Below are 17484 nucleotides of genomic sequence, written 5' to 3'. Positions count from 1 at the left end.
GCTTGGGGGGATCAAGCGTCCCACTCGTAGATTCTGTCGACCTGGCTTTCGGGTCCCAGGGTGACGAGCTGCTTCAAGAGGCCGTCGTCGAGCGCATACACCCAACCATGCACGAGGGGACGTTGTTCGCTTTTCCAGGCGTTCTGCACGATGGATGTATAGGATAGATGATTGACTTGTTCGATGACGTTGAGCTCGACGAGGCGGTTTACCTTGTCGTCTAAGGAATTGATGGCGTCCAACTCGTCCCGGTGGAGTCGATAGACGTCCTTGACGTGCAGCAGCCATTTGTTCAGCAGCGTGTAGTCCGAACGCTGATGGGACAGCGCAGCCTTGACGCCGCCGCAATTGTAATGGCCGCAAACGATGATGTGCTTCACCTTCAAGACCTGAACGGCGTATTGCACGACGCTGAGGCAGTTGAAGTCCGTCGCAATGACCTGATTGGCGATGTTTCGATGCGCGAAGATGAGACCCGGCTCGGCGTTGACGATGATGTCCGCTGGCACGCGGCTGTCTGCGCAGCCGATCCATAAGAACTCCGGCTGCTGGCCATGGGCGAGGCGTTCGAAATAATCGGGCTCCCGATGCTTTTTTTCGTCGGCCCAGGCTTTGTTTTCGAGCAGAAGCTTCTCGTGTGACCGCATTCGACGCCTGTCTTTATCGTCCCGAGATTGGCGCGGGAGCTTCGCCATAAACCGCGTCCGCGCGGGACTCTCTGCAGTCTAGTCACGCGTGACTGCCCGCACAAGGCGCAGCGGCCGCAAGCTATAGTTCCACAGCAAGTTTCTTTTCTGACGCCAGCTTAATCACTGTTTTGTGACGGGCCGGCCCACCCGCGGTCAATCGCTGGCGCCGCAGAGTTCGCGCCACACCTGCGGCAGCGTAGCGATAATGTCGTCAGCGATAAGGCCGGGGCCGAAAATCTCAGCCGCGCGCGCATGCATCCAGACAGCGCAGGACGCGGCGAGAAATCCGTCCATCCGTTGCGCCAGCAGCCCCGCGACGACTCCAGTCAGCACGTCGCCAGAGCCGGCCGTGGCCAGCCACGGACTCGCCCAGCTCTGGATCGAGACGCGGCCGTCAGGCGCGGCGACGACCGTGTCCGGGCCCTTGTAGAGCACAACGGCCCCGCTCACCCGCGCCGCGTCGCGCGCCTTGTCGAGTTTGGAGCGATTGGCGCGATCATTGTCGCATTCGGCGAACAGCCGCCCGAATTCGCCCGCGTGCGGCGTCATGACAACCGGCCCCGGCGCGGCGCGGGTGGCGCGCCACAGGCGGAAGGGATCGCTCTCGAAGCTCGTCAGCGCGTCGGCGTCGAGCACGGCGGCGCGCCGATAGGCCTGCGGCGTCAACGCCGCCTCGACCTGCTCGCAGCTCGCTTCGCTCACGCCGAGGCCAGGGCCCAGCGCCACCGCGTTCTTGCGCTCGTCGGCGAGCACGGCGGCGAGGCCTTTGGCGCCGTCGGCGGGGCGCACCATCACTGAGGTGAGCGCGCTGGCGTTGACGAGCAGCGCGTCGCTGGGGCTCGCGAGGGTCACGAGTCCGGCGCCCGATCGCAGCGCCGCCGCCGCCGAGAGCCGCGCCGCGCCGGTGAAAGAGGCGCCGCCGGAGACGACCAGCGCATGGCCGCGCGTGTATTTGTGGCCCTCCACCTTGGGCCGTGGCAGCGCCGAGAGCCACAGCGCCGGCGCGTTGACGAAGGTCCTTACGCCGAGCGTTTCGAGCGTGCTCGAGCGGATGCCGATATGGGCGCAGGTCAGCCGCCCGCAGCGCGATCGTCCGGGCAGCAGCAAATGGCCCGTCTTCACCCGGAAGAACGTGACGGTTTCGTCAGCTTCGACCGCCGCGCCGCGAATCGCGCCCGTCGTGCCGTCGACGCCGCTGGGGATGTCGACGCTGACGACATTCTGTTTGGTTTCGCGCCGCCATTGGTTGAGGCGGTTGACCAGCGTCTGCGCGGTGGGATCGAGATCGCGCGCCAGCCCCGTCCCGAAGAGCGCGTCGATCACGAGGTCGACGCCGTGAAAATCGCACTCCTGCGCCGGCAGCAGCGTTCCGGTCCATCCCGCCGCCGCGCGCGCCGCGTCGCCGCGCAGCTGGTCGGGCGGCACGAGCGAGGCGACGCGCACCTTGTAACGCTGCGCGCGCAGAAGCCGCGCCGCCACATAGCCGTCGCCGCCGTTGTTTCCGGGCCCGCACAGCACGAGCACCCGCCGTCCGCTGGTGCGCTGAAGAATGCGGCTCGCCACGCGCGCGATCGCCACGGCCGCGCTCTCCATCAGCTCAATGCTCGGCACGCCGCTCTCGATCGTCATTCGATCGGCGCGGGCCATTTGCTGGGTCGTGAGCAGTTCGAGCGGGAAAGGGCTGAGCGGCATGGCGGCCGGATGGTGACCGATGGCGGCTGTCCGCGCAATGGCCGGCGCCCGGTCCTTAGCTCCGACGCCTCAATATTTGGCGCCGCATTCCGCCGCAGCGCGCTTTCGGCTATGTGATGCGCAATGCTGACCGCTCTTCTCCTCGCCCATGGACCGTCCGCCGCGCCGCTGCGGCGCGACGCGATCGCGCGCAGTCTCGCCTCTCTCGTCGAATCATGCGTGCAGGGCCTCGTGGCGGACGCCGTGCTGATCGGCGCGCCCCAACGCGGCCTCGAGACCATCGCCGACGAAGCCGGCTGCGCGCTCGTCGAGACCGCGTCGGCGGAGGAAGGGCTTGCGCAGGGCCTCGACGTCGCGCGCCGCGACCACATCCTGCTGCTCTCGGCGGGAAGCGCGGTCGAGCGCGGCTTCGTCGACGAAATCGACGACGTGTTCGCCTATGGCGCACGAGACCGCGCGCTCGTGCTCCGCCTCGCGCCGCATTCATTCTGGACGCGGCTGGCGCCGGGCTTTTCTGAGCCGGTCGGCATTATCGCGACGAAAAGCGCGCTCCGCGCGGCGGCGACGGCCGATCTCGCGCGCCTCGCTAAGAAGCTCGGCTGCGCGGAACTCGCCTGTCGCGCCCGTCGGACCTTTTAGACCTTTACCGGCCGAAGGTGTTGCAATCGTCGATTCGGCCGCTCTTCAGGCCGCGCAACAGCCATTCGGTGCGTTGCGCCGACGAGCCGTGCGTGAAGCTGTCGGGGACCACCATGCCGCGCTGCGCGCGCTGAAGGCGGTCGTCGCCGATCGCCTGGGCCGAGGCGACCGCCTTTTCGAGATCGCCCTCCTCCAGGAAATTCTGGCTTCTGTTGCCGTTGTTGGCCCAGACGCCGGCGAGACAATCGGCCATCAGCTCGACGCGGACCGAAAGCGAATTGGCCTCGGCGCGGCTGCCCGCGCGCGCCTGGGCGCGCTGCACCTTGGGCAAAAGGCCGAGAAGATTTTGGATGTGATGCCCCATCTCATGGGAGATGACGTAGGCATAGGCGAAGTCGCCGCCGCCGCCGAAGCGCTGCTTCATGTCGCGGAAGAACGAGGTGTCGAGATAGATGCGTTGGTCGAGCGGGCAGTAAAACGGCCCCATCGCCGACTGCGCGGTTCCACAACGGGAGCTCGTCGCGCCGTCGAACAGCACGAGCCGCGGCGCCCGGAAGGCCACGCCCTCCTGCTGCGGCAGGATCTGCGACCAGACCTGCTCGTTGGAGCCCACGACCTTGGCGACGAATCGCCCGAGCTGGTCGGTCGGCTGCGACGTGTCGCGTGTGCGATCCTCCCGCTCGATTCGATGGCCGCCGCCCATACGGCTCAGCATGTCGGCGCCGCCGATCAGCAGCGACGGATTGATGCCGAGCGCCCAGCCGATGATGCCGAGAACGACTATGGTGCCGAGGCCGATGCCACCGCCGCCAACCGGTCCGCCGAACCCGCCGCCCTCGCCCCGGCGATCCTCGATGTTTTCAGAGGTCTGCAGATCTTCCCATTTCATCTGTCGCGCTCCGCCGTCCCGTTCCGCCTTATCTAATGGACGCAAGCGCGGCTGAACAGAGATGAAATCAGGGCGCGCCCCATTCCTGGGGCCACTCCTGCCGCAGCCGGCCCCCGAGCCGCACCGGGGCGATCATGCCGGCAAGCCCGTCCTGCCCCACCTCGACGGCCACGCCGCACAGCGTCGCCTCGCCATTGGCCGGCTCGTAGCGCGAGCCCGGCGTCTTGCGGATGAAGCGGCGCACCGGCTCTTCCTTGTCCATGCCGATGACGGAATCATAGTCGCCGGTCATGCCGGCGTCGGTGAGATAGCCGGTGCCGCCCGGCAAAATCTGCGCGTCGGCCGTCGGCACATGGGTATGGGTGCCGACGACGAGCGACGCCTTGCCGTCGACGAAATGGCCCATCGCCATTTTCTCGCTCGAGGTTTCGGCGTGCATATCGACCACGACGGCGTCGCAGCCCACGCCCAGCGGACACGCGCCGAGCTCCCGCTCCATGGCGGCGAAGGGGTCGTCGATGGCGTCCATGAAGACCCGGCCCATGGGATTGACGACCAAAATCTGCTGGCCGCGCGCCGCGGTGAAAAGATTGGCGCCCCGCCCCGGCGTGCCGGGCGGATAGTTGATCGGCCGCAGGAGGCGCGGCTGGCGCTCGATGAAAACCAGCGTTTCGCGCTGATCGAAGGCGTGGTTGCCGAGCGTGACGCAATCCACCCCGGCCCCGAGCATTTCCTCGCAGATCGCCTCGGTGATGCCGAATCCCCCGGCCGCGTTCTCGCCGTTGCAGACCACGAAATCGAGCGCCCATTTTTCACGCAGGCGCGGCACATAACGGGTCACCGCCGCACGGCCGGACCGGCCGAGCACGTCGCCGATAAAGAGAAGGCGCAGCGGCTGCGCGGGTTGCGAGGCGGTTGACATGGCTCTCCATAGCTCGCGCCGCCCCCAAGATCAAAACCTGTATCGCGCCCGGCGGAAATCGAGATTGCGCAATTGCCCCGCCTTTCATAGGTGAGGGCGGTTGTTGTAACATCCCGCGTGAAACGAGCCCCGCCCCAGATGCCAGACGCCGCCGCCCGCACCGACGCCCCGACGCAGACCGACGCGCCGGCGCGGCCCTACATCGTGTTCGAGGACGGGCGCGACGGCGGCCGGGCGCAGCTCTTCGACGCGCCGGAGGAGATCATCGTCGCCCGGGAAGCCGCCGACGTCGGGGACGCTTTCGCCCGCATGGAGGCCGCGTCGCGGCGGGGTCTCTATCTCGCCGGCTACGCCAGCTATGAGCTGGGCTATGCGCTGGAGCCGAAATTCTGGACCCAGACGACGCCGCGCTCGCGCACGCCGCTGCTGCTCTTCGGCGCCTTCCGCGCGGCCCGCCCCTGGACCCTGCCGCCGGCCGAAGGCCCCGCCCCGCGCGTGACGCTGACGCCCGCCTGGAGCGAGAGCGAGTATGCCGAGCGTTTCCGCGCGTGTCGGGACTATATTTTCGCCGGCGACGTCTATCAGATCAATCTGACCTTCCCGCTTTACGGGCGCTATGACGGCGATCCGCTGGCGCTCTACCGCGCGCTGCGCAAGCGCCAGCCCGTCGCTTATGGGGGCGTCGTGGCGCTCGGCGAGGAGACGGTCGTCTCTCTCTCGCCGGAGGTTTTCTTCGAGGCGCAGGGCCGCGCCATCCGCGCCCGGCCGATGAAGGGGACGGCTCAGCGCGGCGTCATGCCGACCGAGGACATGGCGCGCGCCCAATATCTCGTCGAGGACGAGAAGTCGCGCGCCGAAAATCTCATGATCGTCGATCTTCTGCGCAACGATCTTTCCAGGCTCTCGGAGGTCGGCTCGGTGAAGGTCACCGACCTCTTCACGATCGAGACCTATCCGACGCTGCATCAGATGACGTCGGGGATCGAGGCCAAACTGCGCGACGACGTCTCGCTCGCCGATCTCTTCACCGGCCTCTTCCCCTGCGGCTCGGTGACCGGCGCGCCGAAGATCCGCGCCATGGAAATCATCCGCGACCTCGAATGCGCGCCGCGCGGCGTCTATTGCGGCTCGCTCGGCGTCATCGCGCCCAGCGGCGACATCCGCTTCAATGTCGCAATCCGGACGTTGACCATTTTCCCGGACCACGAACTCGTCTGCAATGTCGGCTCGGCTGTCGTCGCCGACTCGCGCGCCCGCGAAGAGTATGAGGAATGTCTGATCAAGGCCCGGTTCCTGACCGGCGCGCCGACGACTTCGGGCTGATCGAAACGCTGCTGTGGACGCGTGCGGGCGGGTTCGACCTCCTGCCCGAACATCTCGCCCGCCTCGCAGCGTCGAGCGCCGCTCTGGGGTTTCGCTACGACGAAGCGAAGGTCTGCGCTGCGCTGGCCTCGGCAACCTCTGCCGTTACGCCGATCATCGCTCCCCCTTGCGGGGAGGGATTAGATGGCCCCAAGATCCGCGAGTCCGACGGTTTGCAGGAAAGCGAGCAGCGCGTCGCCCTCCCTGAGAGGCTCAGGGTACGGCTGGTGTTGTCGCGCGACGGCGCGATCGAGACGAGCGCGACCCCCATTGTCCCCGTTCCGCCCGAGACAATCTGGCGGGTCGCCATTGCGGCGCGCCGCTTTTCCTCATCCGATCCGCTGCTGCGCCACAAGACGACGCGCCGCGCGCTTTACGAGGACACGCTTGCCGCGGCCATGAAAACGCGAGGCGCCGAGGAGGTTCTCTTCCTCAACGAGCGCGACGAACTCTGCGAGAGCGCGCGTTGCAATCTCTTCGTCCCGCAAGGGGACGTCCTGCTGACCCCGCCGCTTTCCTGCGGATTGCTGCCCGGAACGCTGCGCGCAAAGCTCATCGCCGCGGGCCGGGCGCGTGAGGCGATCCTGCGTCTCCAAGAGCTGCCGCGCGACTTCTATCTCGGCAATTCCGTGCGGGGCCTCGTCCGCGCGCGGCTGATCGACTGATTAACCACGCCGGCAGGCGCGCGACGCGCGCTCGCGATTTGTTAAGTCCTCTCTCTGGACGCTTGCCTCACGCGCGACGGCGACGCGAGGAGGACGACAGGTGGACTTTCTTTCCGAATGGACGGCCGCGCATCCGATTGTTTCGACCTGGGCCGCGCTGGCGATCTGGACCCTGCTCATCACGCGCAAGGCGACGAGCGACTGGCGCGCCCTCTGCGCGCGTTACGTCTGGCCGGGCTTCAGCCGATAGAAGATGTGACGGCCAATCATGTCCATGCGGGTCAGCGCCCGCGCCCAGCGCGGCTTGACGTAGGTCGCGTGGTAATGCGTCGAGCGGCCGACGTCGGTGATATAGGTGCGCCCGTCCATGACCTCATTGGCGATGCGCACGGCGGTCGCCCATGACTCCGTTTCGGTGATGCGCAGCGACTTTCCTTCGCAGGCGAAGGAGAACTGGCACGCCTTGTAGTGACTGCGGTTTTGGTACACGACGCCACAGACGCTCGATGGGTAAAGCCCGCTCTGAACGCGATTGAGAACGACTTGCGCCACGGCCGCCTGCCCCGCCTCCGGCTCGCTGCGGGACTCGAAATAAACGGCCTCGGCGAGGCAGCGTCTTTCACGGTCCATATTGTCGCGGCTGGCGAGCGCCCCGTAATCGGGTCGCGCATCCTTGCCGAGCGCCAGCGTGGCGCGCGGGAAGGACGAGACCTCGATCGGCAGCGCGTCCGGCTGCGCGGGCGTCGATGAGCTCAGCGCCACGGCGCGCGCGACGGCGGGCGTCGCGCCATGCAGGACTCGCTCGGCAAGATCCTTGGGGCCTGTGTCGCGGGGCGTTTCGCTCGCGCTTTTCGTCACCGGCTTGTCGGCGCTTGGCTCGGCCGCAGCCGGGGTTTCGTTTGACAGCGATGGCGGCGTTGAGGTCGAGGCGTTCTGCGCCGGCGAGGCGGCGGCGGTCGATTTCTGCGTCTGCGTCGTCGTCAGCGCCTCGGCGCGCGCGGCCTCGGCCTCGTAGATCGCCTCGTCGCCGGGCACGGGACCGCGGGGCGCAAGCGCGAGATTGGCGCGAGCGCCATGCTTGCCCTTTATGCTGAAGGTCAATTGGGCCGGCTCGGCGAGGCCGAGCGCAGCGGGATTGATGACCCGCGTCTCGAAGCCGGGCCGCATGGCGACGATGGGGTCGCCCTTATGCGTGCGGTCGACCTCGGGGAAGTTTCTCACATCGGGCTTCAGATCGACATGCGGCTCGCTCTCGTCGGGGATGGAGCGCAAATCGTCCGGCGCGCCGACCATCAGGCGGGCGCTCTGAACCAGCGCCCGGCTCTGGCCGGAAAGCCCCAGATCGCCCGACGCCGCTTCGCCGAAAGAGGCGAGCTGAAAGGTCGCGGGCTTGGCGGCGGCGCGGGCGCGGGCGGTCAACGGCGAGACGTTCCAGTCGCCGACGGGGTCTTGCCCTGCGCTCGCCGTGAACGAGACCAGAACCCCGACGCCGAGCGCCCAGGGCGCCATGACGCTCAACGCCCAGGGCGCCCTGGCGTCCCCACTCCGGCGTCTTTTCGACTGTCGACGCATAAGCGAACCCAAATCCCACGGGGCGCGGACAGGGACGCGGAGTTGCCGCGCGCCCACACGCAAAGACTTTTGCTGATCGTGATTATCGACCCGTTATGCTTGCAGAAGCGTTGCAGCTCAGCTCGAGGTCGCGTGTCAGAATGAGGCGCCCCGCAGTCCTCCCCCGCTTCGCACAATGAGGAGCGGACCCGTCACTCCCCCATCAGATGCAGGGCGATTTCGCGCCGGTGCGGGCGGCGGCGGTGTTCGAAGAGATAGACGCCCTGCCAGGTTCCGAGCGCGAGCGCGCCGCCGATGACGGGAATGGAGAGCTGCGTTTGCGTCAGCGCGGCGCGAATATGCGCCGGCATGTCGTCTGGGCCTTCCGTGTCATGGGCATAGGCCGCCCCCTCCGGCGCGAGCCGCGAGAACACGGACTCGAGATCCCGCAGGACGCTCGGATCGGCGTTCTCCTGAATGAGCAGCGAGGCCGAGGTGTGCCGGCAAAAGACCGTGAGCAGCCCCTCGCCCATGCGCGCGCCGCGCAGAAAATCGGCAAGCGTCGCCGTGACGTCGTAGAAGCCCCGTCCGCCGGTCTCGACCCTGATGATTCTTGTCGTCTGTCGCATGGAGCTCCAATGTGCGCGGACGCGCATGAATGTCGAGCGTCGCGGGCTCTTATAAAAACGCTGGAGCGGGCTTAAGGAAGCAGCGGGCTCCAAATTTGCAGAGGAGAAACGATGACTGAAACCCTGATCGACGCTGTGACCAGTTGGGCCGCGTCGGAAAGCGGAAAATATGTCGGGGCCACGGCCCTCGCAGCGCTCGCCTGGTCCGAGGCCGCGGCGATCGTAGGATCCACCTATTTCAAGCGGATGATCCCGCTGCGCGCGGCCGCGATGGTCGCCAATGTGCTCGGCGTCACCCTTGGGCTCGTGACCGGCAATCTGCCGACGATCACCAAACACGCCATCAATTTTCCGCTCAATTTCAGCCGCTTGCGGGAAATGCGCCGGCTGATCGCCAGCGTGCGCGAGGCGAGCGTGACCGATTTCAATTTCGAGTGGCTCAAGCCCTTCATGCATCCCGAAAGCTTCCGCGCGACCGACTTCGTCTTCGAGAAGGGGGCGGTCGCCAAAAAGGCTTATCTGGTGGTCGAAGGAAAAATCGAAATTTCGGAGCGCGGCGTCATTCTCGAGCCTGGCGCAATTTTCGGCGAGATGGCGCTGTTCACCAAGAGCGGCAAGCGCACGGCCTCGGCGAAATGCCTCACCGACGTAAGCCTTCTCGCCATCACCTACGAGCAGTTCGAGCAGCTTTACTTCCAGAACCCCGAGTTCGGCCTCTATCTCGTCCGCCTGATGGTGCGCCGCTTCGAAGCCAATCATCTCGGCGAGGAATTGGAAAGCGCGTGAAAAAACACGTGGCGACGCCTCTCGTGCTTCGAGACGCCGCCCAGGCGGCTCCTCAGCATGAGGGGCTTTCTGCATCCTCACCCTGACGAGCGCGCGAAGCGCGCGTCTCGAAGGGCGAGGCCGCTTCGCAATGAGACCCTTACGCCGTCCCGTCCGCCTTGCGCCCCAGAACCGCCTGAGCGGCAGCGAGGCGCGCAATCGGCACGCGGAAAGGCGAGCAGGAGACGTAATCGATGCCGATCGTCTCGAAAAAGGCCACCGACGCCGGATCGCCGCCGTGCTCGCCGCAGACGCCGAGCGCAATGTCCGGGCGCGCGGCGCGGGCGCGCTGGCAGCCGAGCGCGACGAGTTCGCCGACGCCCTCCTGGTCGATCGAGACGAAGGGATCATGCGGCAGCACGCCCTGTTCGACATAGGCCCCCAGGAAGGAGCCGGCGTCGTCGCGCGAGATGCCAAGCGTCGTCTGGGTGAGATCATTGGTGCCGAAGGAAAAGAAATCGGCGGAGGGCGCGATCTCGTCGGCGCGCAGCGCAGCGCGCGGCAGTTCGATCATCGTGCCGACTTCGAAGCGCGGGCGAACGCCCGTCTCCTGCTCGACCAGCGCCGCCATCGCCTCGATGCGCGCTTTCACGAGATCAAGCTCGGCGCGGGCGAAGACCAGCGGGGCCATGATTTCGATGCGGGCGGGCTCACCGGTCGACAGGCTCGCCTCAATGGCGGCTTCAAAAATCGCGCGCGCTTGCATATCGACGATCTCGGGAAAGACCACCGCGAGGCGCACGCCGCGAAAACCCAGCATGGGGTTGAACTCGGAAAGCTGTAGCGCACGGCGCCTCAGCTTCACAGGATCGGCCCCCATGGCGCGGGCGACCGCCGCAAGCTCTGTGTCGTTATGCGGCAGAAACTCGTGAAGCGGCGGATCGAGCAGGCGGATCGTCACCGGAAGGCCCGCCATGATCTCGAAGAGATGTTTGAAGTCCTCGCGCTGGATCGGCAGCAGCTTGGCGAGCGCCGCGCGGCGCCCCTCGGCGTCGTCGGCGAGGATCATCTCGCGAACCGCGACGATGCGTTCGCCCTCGAAGAACATGTGCTCGGTGCGCGCAAGGCCGATGCCCTCCGCGCCGAAGCGGCGCGCGGCGCGCGCGTCGGCGGGCGTCTCGGCGTTGGCGCGCACCTTGAGCCGCCGGATCTTGTCCGCCCAGCCCATCAGCACCGCGAATTCGCCCGTCAGCTCCGGGCGTTGCATCTTAACTTCGCCGAAGATCACATGGCCGGCCGAGCCGTCGATCGTCAATTTGTCGCCCTTGACGAAACGCTTGCCGGCGACTGTGAAGCTTTGATCCTCGTAGTCGATGCGCAGCGCGCCGGCGCCCGTGACGCAAGGCTTCCCCATGCCGCGGGCGACGACCGCCGCATGCGAGGTCATGCCGCCGCGCGCGGTCAGAATCCCCTCGGCGGCGTGCATGCCGTGGATGTCCTCGGGGCTCGTCTCGGTGCGCACGAGAATGACCTTGCGGCCCGACGCCGCGAGCGTCTCCGCCTCTTCCGGGTTGAACACGATCTCGCCGAAGGCGGCGCCGGGCGAGGCCGGCAGCCCCGTCGCCAGAATGTCGCGCTTCGCCGCCGGATCGATGGTCGGATGGAGCAACTGATCGAGCGACGTCGGCTCGACGCGCAGCAACGCCTCCTCGCGCGTAATGAGCCCCTCATTGGCCATGTCGACGGCGAGCTTCAACGCCGCGCGCGCGGTGCGCTTGCCGTTCCTCGTCTGCAGCATCCATAATTTGCCTCGCTCGACGGTGAACTCCATGTCCTGCATGTCGCGGTAATGGCGCTCGAGCTTGTCCGCGACCTGCGTGAACTCCGCGAAAATCTTCGGCATGGCCGCTTCGAGCGAGATTTTCTCGCCGGGCGAGGCGCGGCTCGCGACCTCGGTGAGCGGCTGCGGCGTGCGCAGCCCCGCGACGACGTCCTCGCCTTGCGCATTGATGAGATATTCGCCGTAAAGCTCCTTGACCCCCGTCGACGGATTGCGCGTGAAGGCGACGCCGGTCGCGGAATTGGCGTCCATATTGCCGAACACCATCGCCTGCACATTGACCGCAGTGCCCCAGCTCTCGGGAATATTGTGCAGATGGCGGTAGACGATGGCGCGGTGGTTCATCCAGGAGGCGAAGACCGCGCGGATCGCCCCCCAGAGCTGCGCGCGCGGCTCCTGCGGAAAGCTCACGCCGGCGTTAGCTTCGACGATCGCCTTGAAGCGCGCCACGGCCGCGCGCCAGTCGTCGGCGCAAAGCTGCGTGTCGAGCGTGAGGCCCTTCGCCTCTTTGATCTCCTCGAGCGCCTCCTCGAAAATGTGGTGCTCGACCCCGAGCACGACCGAGGAATACATCTCGATGAAACGCCGGTAGCAGTCCCAGGCGAAGCGGGCGTCGCCCGAATAGCGGGCGAGGGCCTCGACCGTCTTGTCGTTGAGGCCGAGATTGAGCACCGTGTCCATCATGCCGGGCATGGAGGCGCGGGCGCCCGACCGGACCGAGACTAAGAGCGGCCATTTGGGATCGTTGAAGGCGTGGCCCGCGATCCGGCCGATCTCCTCCATGGCGGCGTCGACCTCGGCCTCGAGGCCCTTTGGAAAGGCGTGGCCGTTGGCGTAGAAATGGGCGCAGACTTCGGTGGTGATGGTGAAGCCTGGCGGAACGGGAAGGCCCAGCGCGGCCATTTCGGCGAGATTGGCGCCTTTTCCGCCCAACAAGTCCCGCATGGCGGCCGATCCCTCCGACCGGCCGGCGCTGAAACGATAAACCCACTTTGTCATTGCACCTATCTTCCCGCCACGCCGGGTGAGCCCTCTGCGGCCGAACCCGGTTCGGGTTCGCGGGCGCACAATAGCAGATAGGCGGGACAATTGTGGCGGCGAGGGCTCTTTTTTCAGGCGCGTGACGCGGGGCGCGCCTGGCAGGCCGGTCACCTGCTTCGGTGGATGACGGCTTCCCGGCGGGCGGAGGCCCTGTTCTTCGTGGTCGAAGCGTCCTCCAGGATAGGGACGACAGCGATCCTGGCGACGCTCGCCGCGCAGGCGCCGCCCAGCAGGAGCATGAAGCCGACGCCCGCCGCAAAGCAGATCGCGGCGACGCTAACAGGCCCTTCTGCAGGCACGAGCGACACCCAGCCAAGGGCGACCGCCCCGACCTCGAGCAGGCTGACAAAGCCCTTCGAGACGATCCCCCGGTCGGCGAATTGCGGCGCCGAGACGACCGCCCCCAGAATGGCCAGGCTCGACGTCGTCAAGCCGAGGAGAACAAAGCGCGTTGAGTCAAACCCGACGGCGTCGGCCGACTGCATCATTGCATAGGCTGCGCCTCTGATCCGACCCTGCACCGTCAAGGCGAAGGGGCTCGACAGCAGGCTCGACAACCTCTCGACGGACAGGATCGGCAGAAGCGGGACAAACCAAAGCATGAGCCTCATGACCGTACTCCTTCCAATCCAAGTCATCGCATCCGGTCAGAAGCGCATTAGACTCAATTGAAGCGAACTTTGACAATCAACTTGACCTCGAGAGGTAAAGCATTCGTAGGAGAAATACATGAGCGACGAGGATCCTCCCCGCCCCCGCCCGGCCGGGCAACTCAGCCAGCCGCTTGACCTTCTTTCGATCGCGGAGCTCGAGGAGCGCATCGCGGCGTTGAAGGCGGAGATCGCCCGGCTCGAGCAGGCCGCGCAGGCCAAACGCGCCGCGACCGCCGCCGCCGAGGCCTTTTTTCGGAAATGACCCGTCGCGCCGAGGCAGAGGCCGGCTCGGCTTGACAGCGGGGAGGCCATTGCGCTTCTTGGCGCAAATCCGCCGGTCGTCCCGGCGATTTCCGAGGCTTTTCCAAACCGAAAGCGGCCCATGCATCGCTACCGTTCGCATAATTGTGGAGAGCCCAACGAGGCGCTCGCGGGTCAGAAAATCCGCCTCTCCGGCTGGTGCCACCGCATCCGCGACCACGGCGGCGTGCTGTTTATCGACCTGCGCGACCATTATGGCCTCACCCAATGCGTCGTGGACCCCGATTCGCCGGCCTTCGCCCAGGCCGAGAAACTGCGGTCGGAGTGGGTCGTGCGCCTCGACGGCGAGGTCCGCCGCCGTCCGGCCGGCACCGAGAACCCCGACATGCCGACAGGCCAAGTCGAGGTCTATGTGAGCGAGATCGAGGTCTTGGGGCCCGCGGGGGAATTGCCGCTTCCCGTCTTCGGCGACCAGAACTACCCCGAGGACACGCGCCTCAAATATCGGTTCCTCGACCTGCGCCGGGAAAAGCTGCACGCCAACATCATGCTGCGCGGGAGGATCATCGATTCGATCCGAACGCGCATGAAGCAGGGCGGCTTCTTCGAATTCCAGACGCCGATCCTGACCGCGTCGAGCCCTGAGGGCGCGCGCGACTTTCTGGTGCCGTCGCGTCTGCACCCAGGCAAATTCTATGCGCTGCCGCAGGCGCCGCAGCAGTTCAAGCAGCTGCTCATGGTCGCGGGCTTCGACCGCTATTTCCAGATCGCGCCCTGCTTCCGCGACGAGGACGCCCGCGCCGACCGCTCGCCCGGCGAATTCTATCAGCTCGACGTCGAGATGAGCTTCGTTACGCAGGAGGACGTGTTCGAGGCGATCGAGCCCGTGTTGCGCGGCGTCTTCGAAGAGTTCTCGAACGGCAAGCCGGTCACGCAAAGCTTCCCGCGCATCCCCTATCGCGAGGCCATGCTGAAATATGGCTCCGACAAGCCGGATCTGCGCAATCCGCTCGTGATCGTCGACCTCTCGGCGGAGTTCGAGGGCGAGAGCGTCTCCTTCAAGGCGTTCCGCGGCAAGACCGTGCGCGCCATACCGGCGCCCGGCGCCGCGAGCCAACCGCGCAGCTTCTTCGACAAGCTCAACGACTGGGCGCGCTCCGAAGGCGCGCCGGGGCTCGGCTATATCATCTTCGAAGCGGAAGCCGGCGCGCTCGTCGGCAAGGGGCCAATCGCCAAGTTCATCCCCGCCGACGTGCAGGCGATGATCGCCGCCAAGGCGGGCGTCAAGGCGGGCGACGCGGTCTTCTTCTCGGCGGGAGAGGAAGCCGCCGCCGCCAAGCTCGCGGGCATGGCGCGCCTGCGCATCGGCCATGAACTCGGCCTGTCAAAGCCCGACGTTTTCGAATTCTGCTGGATCGTCGATTTCCCCATGTACGAGTGGAACGACGAAGACAAGAAGATCGACTTCTCGCACAATCCCTTCTCAATGCCGCAAGGCGGCATGGAGGCCTTGGAGACGAAAGACCCGCTCGACATTCTCGCCTATCAATACGACATCGTCTGCAACGGCGTGGAGCTGTCGTCGGGGGCGATCCGCAACCATCGCCCAGAGATCATGAAGAAGGCCTTCGAGATCGCCGGCTATGGCGAGGACGTGCTGATCGAGAAATTCGGCGGCATGTATCGCGCTTTCCAATATGGCGCGCCCCCGCATGGCGGCATTGCGCCGGGCGTCGACCGCATCGTCATGCTGCTCGCGGAGGAAGAAAATCTTCGCGAGGTGACGCTCTTCCCGATGAATCAGCGCGCCGAGGATCTGCTGATGGGCGCGCCGTCCGAAGCGACGATGAAGCAGCTGCGCGAACTGCATATCCGGCTGAACCTGCCGGAGAAGACGGCATAGGCCAGCCGTATGCAGGAGGATCTCCTCATCCTGAGGGCGCGCAGCGCGCGTCTCGAGGGACGAGGAAATCCGATAGTCCCAAGCGGCCCATCCTTCGAGACGGCCCTCCGGGCCTCCTCAGGATGAGGGGGAAGAGACCGCCAACGGCTCTAAGCGCAGGCGAACAACCGTCCCAACGCTGGCAGGAGGATTTCCTCATCCTGAGGGCGCGCGAAGCGCGCGTCTCGAAGGACGAGGAAATCTGTCAGTCACGTCTTGCCGGCCGATCCTTCGAGACGGCCCTTCGGGCCTCCTCAGGATGAGGGGGCTCTCGGGGCGAGGCGCCAAGCAAGAACGCCCGCGAGCGCAGTCCGCGCAGGAGGATTTCCTCATCCTGAGGGCGCGCGAAGCGCGCGTCTCGAAGGACGATGAAGTCCGTCAGTCACGTCTTGCCAGCCGATCCTTCGAGACGGCCCTTCGGGCCTCCTCAGGATGAGGGGGCTCTCGGGGCGTCGCTCCAAGCAAGCGCGCTGCGAGCGCAGTCCGCGCAGGAGGATTTCCTCATCCTGAGGGCGCGCGAAGCGCGCGTCTCGAAGGACGAGGAAATCCGTCAGTCACGTCCCGCCAGCCGACCCTTCGAGACGGCCCTTCGGGCCTCCTCAGGATGAGGGGGCTCTCGGGGCGAGGCGCCAAGCAAGAACGCCCGCGAGCGCGGTCCGCGCAGGAGGATTTCCTCATCCTGAGGGCGCGCGAAGCGCGTCTCGAAGGACGAGGAAATCCGTCAGTCACCTCTTGCCAGCCGACCCTTCGAGACGCCCCTTCGGGCCTCCTCAGGATGAGGGGGCTCTGGCGAGCGCTACTTTTGACCAGCCTTCCACTTCTTCACGGTCTCTAGCGCGCTTTCAATGTGCTTCGTCGCGCCAGAGTCGGACACCGCCGACAAGATCTTTCCCTCAGGCGAGATCACGTAAGAAATACGGTTCGCGAACACCGACCCCGCGATCGGCAGGCTGAACGACGCGTCATAGGCCTTGATGACGTTGAACTGCGGGTCCGCCCCGACAGGAAATTTGTCGCGGCACTCCTTCGTGGAAAACTCGCGCTGCGTCTCGATCCCGTCCCCCGACACGCCGATGACCGACGCGTTCATGGATGCAAATTGATCCATGGTTTCCGCGAATTCATGCGCCTCCTCGGTGCAAACGCTGGTGAAGGACTTGGGGTAGAAATAAAGCACCACCGGCCCCTTCTTCAGCGCCTCCTGCAACGAGAAAGTGAAGTCCTTCCCGCCTTGCGCCGCCTTGATGGAAAAGTCGGGCGCGTCGGCGCCCGGCTTCAGCGCGGCGAGCGCCGCGGTGGCCACGAAGCACAAGGCCAGAGAAAGAAGCGCGCGTTTCGCGGGAGGATAGGTCATCGGATCAAAGCCCGCCTTCATTCGTTTGCGACATGACGTCCGCGACGACGCCGCGCTTCACCAGACAGCGCCACGGCGCGCGCTCGGGGCCAACGCCGATCGTCACAGTATTGTTCGCTTCCGAGGAAATGGCGTCGACCACCGTCACTTTCGGGTTGTTGGTTTTCTTCTTGACCGCGCGCAGGCAGGCGCCTTTGTCCCGCGCAGGCACGCCGTCATCTGCCCTGGCGGGCGCCGGCGCCGCGCTCTCGAGCGTCTCTTGTTCCGTGACCTGGCAAACGCCGTTTGCCCCGTGAGCGCCTGTGTAGGTCACGATGAGCGAGCCTGCGTCACGCGCCACGCTGATGGTGACGCCGGCGCCCCTCACTTCAAAATAGTTTGCGTTTTTCGAACGCACCGACGCCTTTTTCCCGCTGACGTAGGCCCGGCCAGCGCGATCGGTTTCGACAACGATGTCCATCGGGCACTTGGCGGCGAAGGGGGGAACCTTCGCCAAAGCCGGCGCCGCCGTTGCGATGACGGTCGACGACGCCAGAACGGCGAGAACAAAAAGTTTCATTTTTGAAACCTCCGACGAAGGCTATCTTCGC

17 protein-coding genes are annotated in these 17484 nt (G+C 66.1%); 7 read left to right on the top strand and 10 right to left on the bottom strand.

Annotated features, from left to right (window positions below):
* Positions 1–11: 11 nt before the first annotated feature.
* Positions 12–647, bottom strand: coding sequence for a carbonic anhydrase (locus RVU70_RS14190; protein WP_363347365.1), 636 nt, complete (start codon positions 645–647; stop codon positions 12–14).
* A gap of 195 nt (positions 648–842) precedes the next feature.
* Entirely contained in the window at positions 843–2381 is a 1539-nt protein-coding gene (locus RVU70_RS14185; protein WP_363347363.1) for an NAD(P)H-hydrate dehydratase, read from the bottom strand.
* A 123-nt stretch (positions 2382–2504) separates the two neighbouring features.
* Between RVU70_RS14185 and RVU70_RS14180 the strand changes: the two genes are divergently transcribed.
* Positions 2505–3020, top strand: coding sequence for a transposase (locus RVU70_RS14180; RefSeq protein WP_363347361.1), 516 nt, complete (start codon positions 2505–2507; stop codon positions 3018–3020).
* Positions 3021–3024: 4 nt separating this feature from the next.
* On the opposite strand, the gene RVU70_RS14175 is transcribed toward RVU70_RS14180, so the two are convergent.
* Together RVU70_RS14175 and RVU70_RS14170 are read right to left on the bottom strand one after the other, a co-directional pair.
* Positions 3025–3909, bottom strand: coding sequence for a neutral zinc metallopeptidase (locus RVU70_RS14175; protein ID WP_363347359.1), 885 nt, complete (start codon positions 3907–3909; stop codon positions 3025–3027).
* Positions 3910–3976: 67 nt separating this feature from the next.
* Entirely contained in the window at positions 3977–4801 is an 825-nt protein-coding gene (locus tag RVU70_RS14170; protein WP_363351346.1) for a TIGR00282 family metallophosphoesterase, read from the bottom strand.
* 168 nt (positions 4802–4969) lie between these two features.
* On the opposite strand from RVU70_RS14170, the gene RVU70_RS14165 reads away from it, so the two are divergent.
* The 3 genes from RVU70_RS14165 to RVU70_RS14155 all read left to right on the top strand — a co-directional run bounded on the left by RVU70_RS14165 (position 4970) and on the right by RVU70_RS14155 (position 7108).
* Positions 4970–6154 (top strand): aminodeoxychorismate synthase component I, encoded by a 1185-nt coding sequence (locus RVU70_RS14165; RefSeq protein WP_363347357.1) that lies wholly within the window; start codon positions 4970–4972, stop codon positions 6152–6154.
* Positions 6103–6858 (top strand): aminotransferase class IV, encoded by a 756-nt coding sequence (locus RVU70_RS14160; protein ID WP_363347355.1) that lies wholly within the window; start codon positions 6103–6105, stop codon positions 6856–6858. Before RVU70_RS14165 ends, RVU70_RS14160 begins: the two co-directional genes overlap by 52 nt.
* A 100-nt stretch (positions 6859–6958) precedes the next feature.
* The gene (locus RVU70_RS14155; protein WP_363347353.1) at positions 6959–7108 is read left to right on the top strand and encodes a hypothetical protein; all 150 of its coding nucleotides are present in this window, start codon (positions 6959–6961) and stop codon (positions 7106–7108) included.
* On the opposite strand, the gene RVU70_RS14150 is transcribed toward RVU70_RS14155, so the two are convergent.
* Both RVU70_RS14150 and RVU70_RS14145 read right to left on the bottom strand, forming a co-directional pair.
* Positions 7081–8430 carry a cell wall hydrolase gene (locus RVU70_RS14150; protein ID WP_405044807.1) on the bottom strand — a complete coding sequence of 450 codons (1350 nt, stop codon included), beginning with the start codon at positions 8428–8430 and terminating at the stop codon, positions 7081–7083. The two genes, RVU70_RS14155 and RVU70_RS14150, sit on opposite strands and share 28 nt — an antisense overlap.
* Positions 8431–8621: 191 nt before the next feature.
* On the bottom strand, positions 8622–9038 hold the full coding sequence (locus tag RVU70_RS14145) for a secondary thiamine-phosphate synthase enzyme YjbQ (protein WP_363347351.1): 417 nt from the start codon (positions 9036–9038) through the stop codon (positions 8622–8624).
* Positions 9039–9149: 111 nt separating this feature from the next.
* Here RVU70_RS14145 and RVU70_RS14140 point away from each other — a divergent pair, with 111 nt between their 5' ends.
* Complete coding sequence (locus tag RVU70_RS14140) at positions 9150–9824, top strand: cyclic nucleotide-binding domain-containing protein (protein ID WP_363347349.1); 675 nt, start codon at positions 9150–9152, stop codon at positions 9822–9824.
* 139 nt (positions 9825–9963) lie between these two features.
* On the opposite strand, the gene ppdK is transcribed toward RVU70_RS14140, so the two are convergent.
* Together ppdK and RVU70_RS14130 are read right to left on the bottom strand one after the other, a co-directional pair.
* Positions 9964–12642 carry a pyruvate, phosphate dikinase gene (gene ppdK, locus RVU70_RS14135; RefSeq protein ID WP_363347347.1) on the bottom strand — a complete coding sequence of 893 codons (2679 nt, stop codon included), beginning with the start codon at positions 12640–12642 and terminating at the stop codon, positions 9964–9966.
* A gap of 149 nt (positions 12643–12791) precedes the next feature.
* Complete coding sequence (locus tag RVU70_RS14130) at positions 12792–13295, bottom strand: hypothetical protein (protein WP_363347345.1); 504 nt, start codon at positions 13293–13295, stop codon at positions 12792–12794.
* Between the two features lie 118 nt (positions 13296–13413).
* Here RVU70_RS14130 and RVU70_RS14125 point away from each other — a divergent pair, with 118 nt between their 5' ends.
* Positions 13414–13599, top strand: coding sequence for a DUF1192 domain-containing protein (locus tag RVU70_RS14125; protein WP_363347343.1), 186 nt, complete (start codon positions 13414–13416; stop codon positions 13597–13599).
* 120 nt (positions 13600–13719) lie between these two features.
* Positions 13720–15501, top strand: a complete 1782-nt coding sequence (gene aspS, locus RVU70_RS14120; RefSeq protein WP_363347341.1) for an aspartate--tRNA ligase — start codon at positions 13720–13722, stop codon at positions 15499–15501.
* Between the two features lie 835 nt (positions 15502–16336).
* Here aspS and RVU70_RS14115 read toward each other — a convergent pair.
* Positions 16337–16894 (bottom strand): peroxiredoxin, encoded by a 558-nt coding sequence (locus RVU70_RS14115; protein ID WP_363347339.1) that lies wholly within the window; start codon positions 16892–16894, stop codon positions 16337–16339.
* A 4-nt stretch (positions 16895–16898) separates the two neighbouring features.
* Positions 16899–17453: a hypothetical protein gene (locus RVU70_RS14110; protein ID WP_363347337.1), complete on the bottom strand. Its 555-nt coding sequence runs from the start codon at positions 17451–17453 to the stop codon at positions 16899–16901.
* Between the last annotated feature and the right edge of the window lie 31 nt (positions 17454–17484).

The sequence above is a fragment of the Methylocystis echinoides genome (assembly GCF_040687965.1).
Lineage (GTDB): Bacteria > Pseudomonadota > Alphaproteobacteria > Rhizobiales > Beijerinckiaceae > Methylocystis > Methylocystis echinoides_A.
The sequence above is the reverse complement of the archived record's forward strand: the minus strand, read 5'-3'. Positions and strand labels throughout refer to the sequence as shown.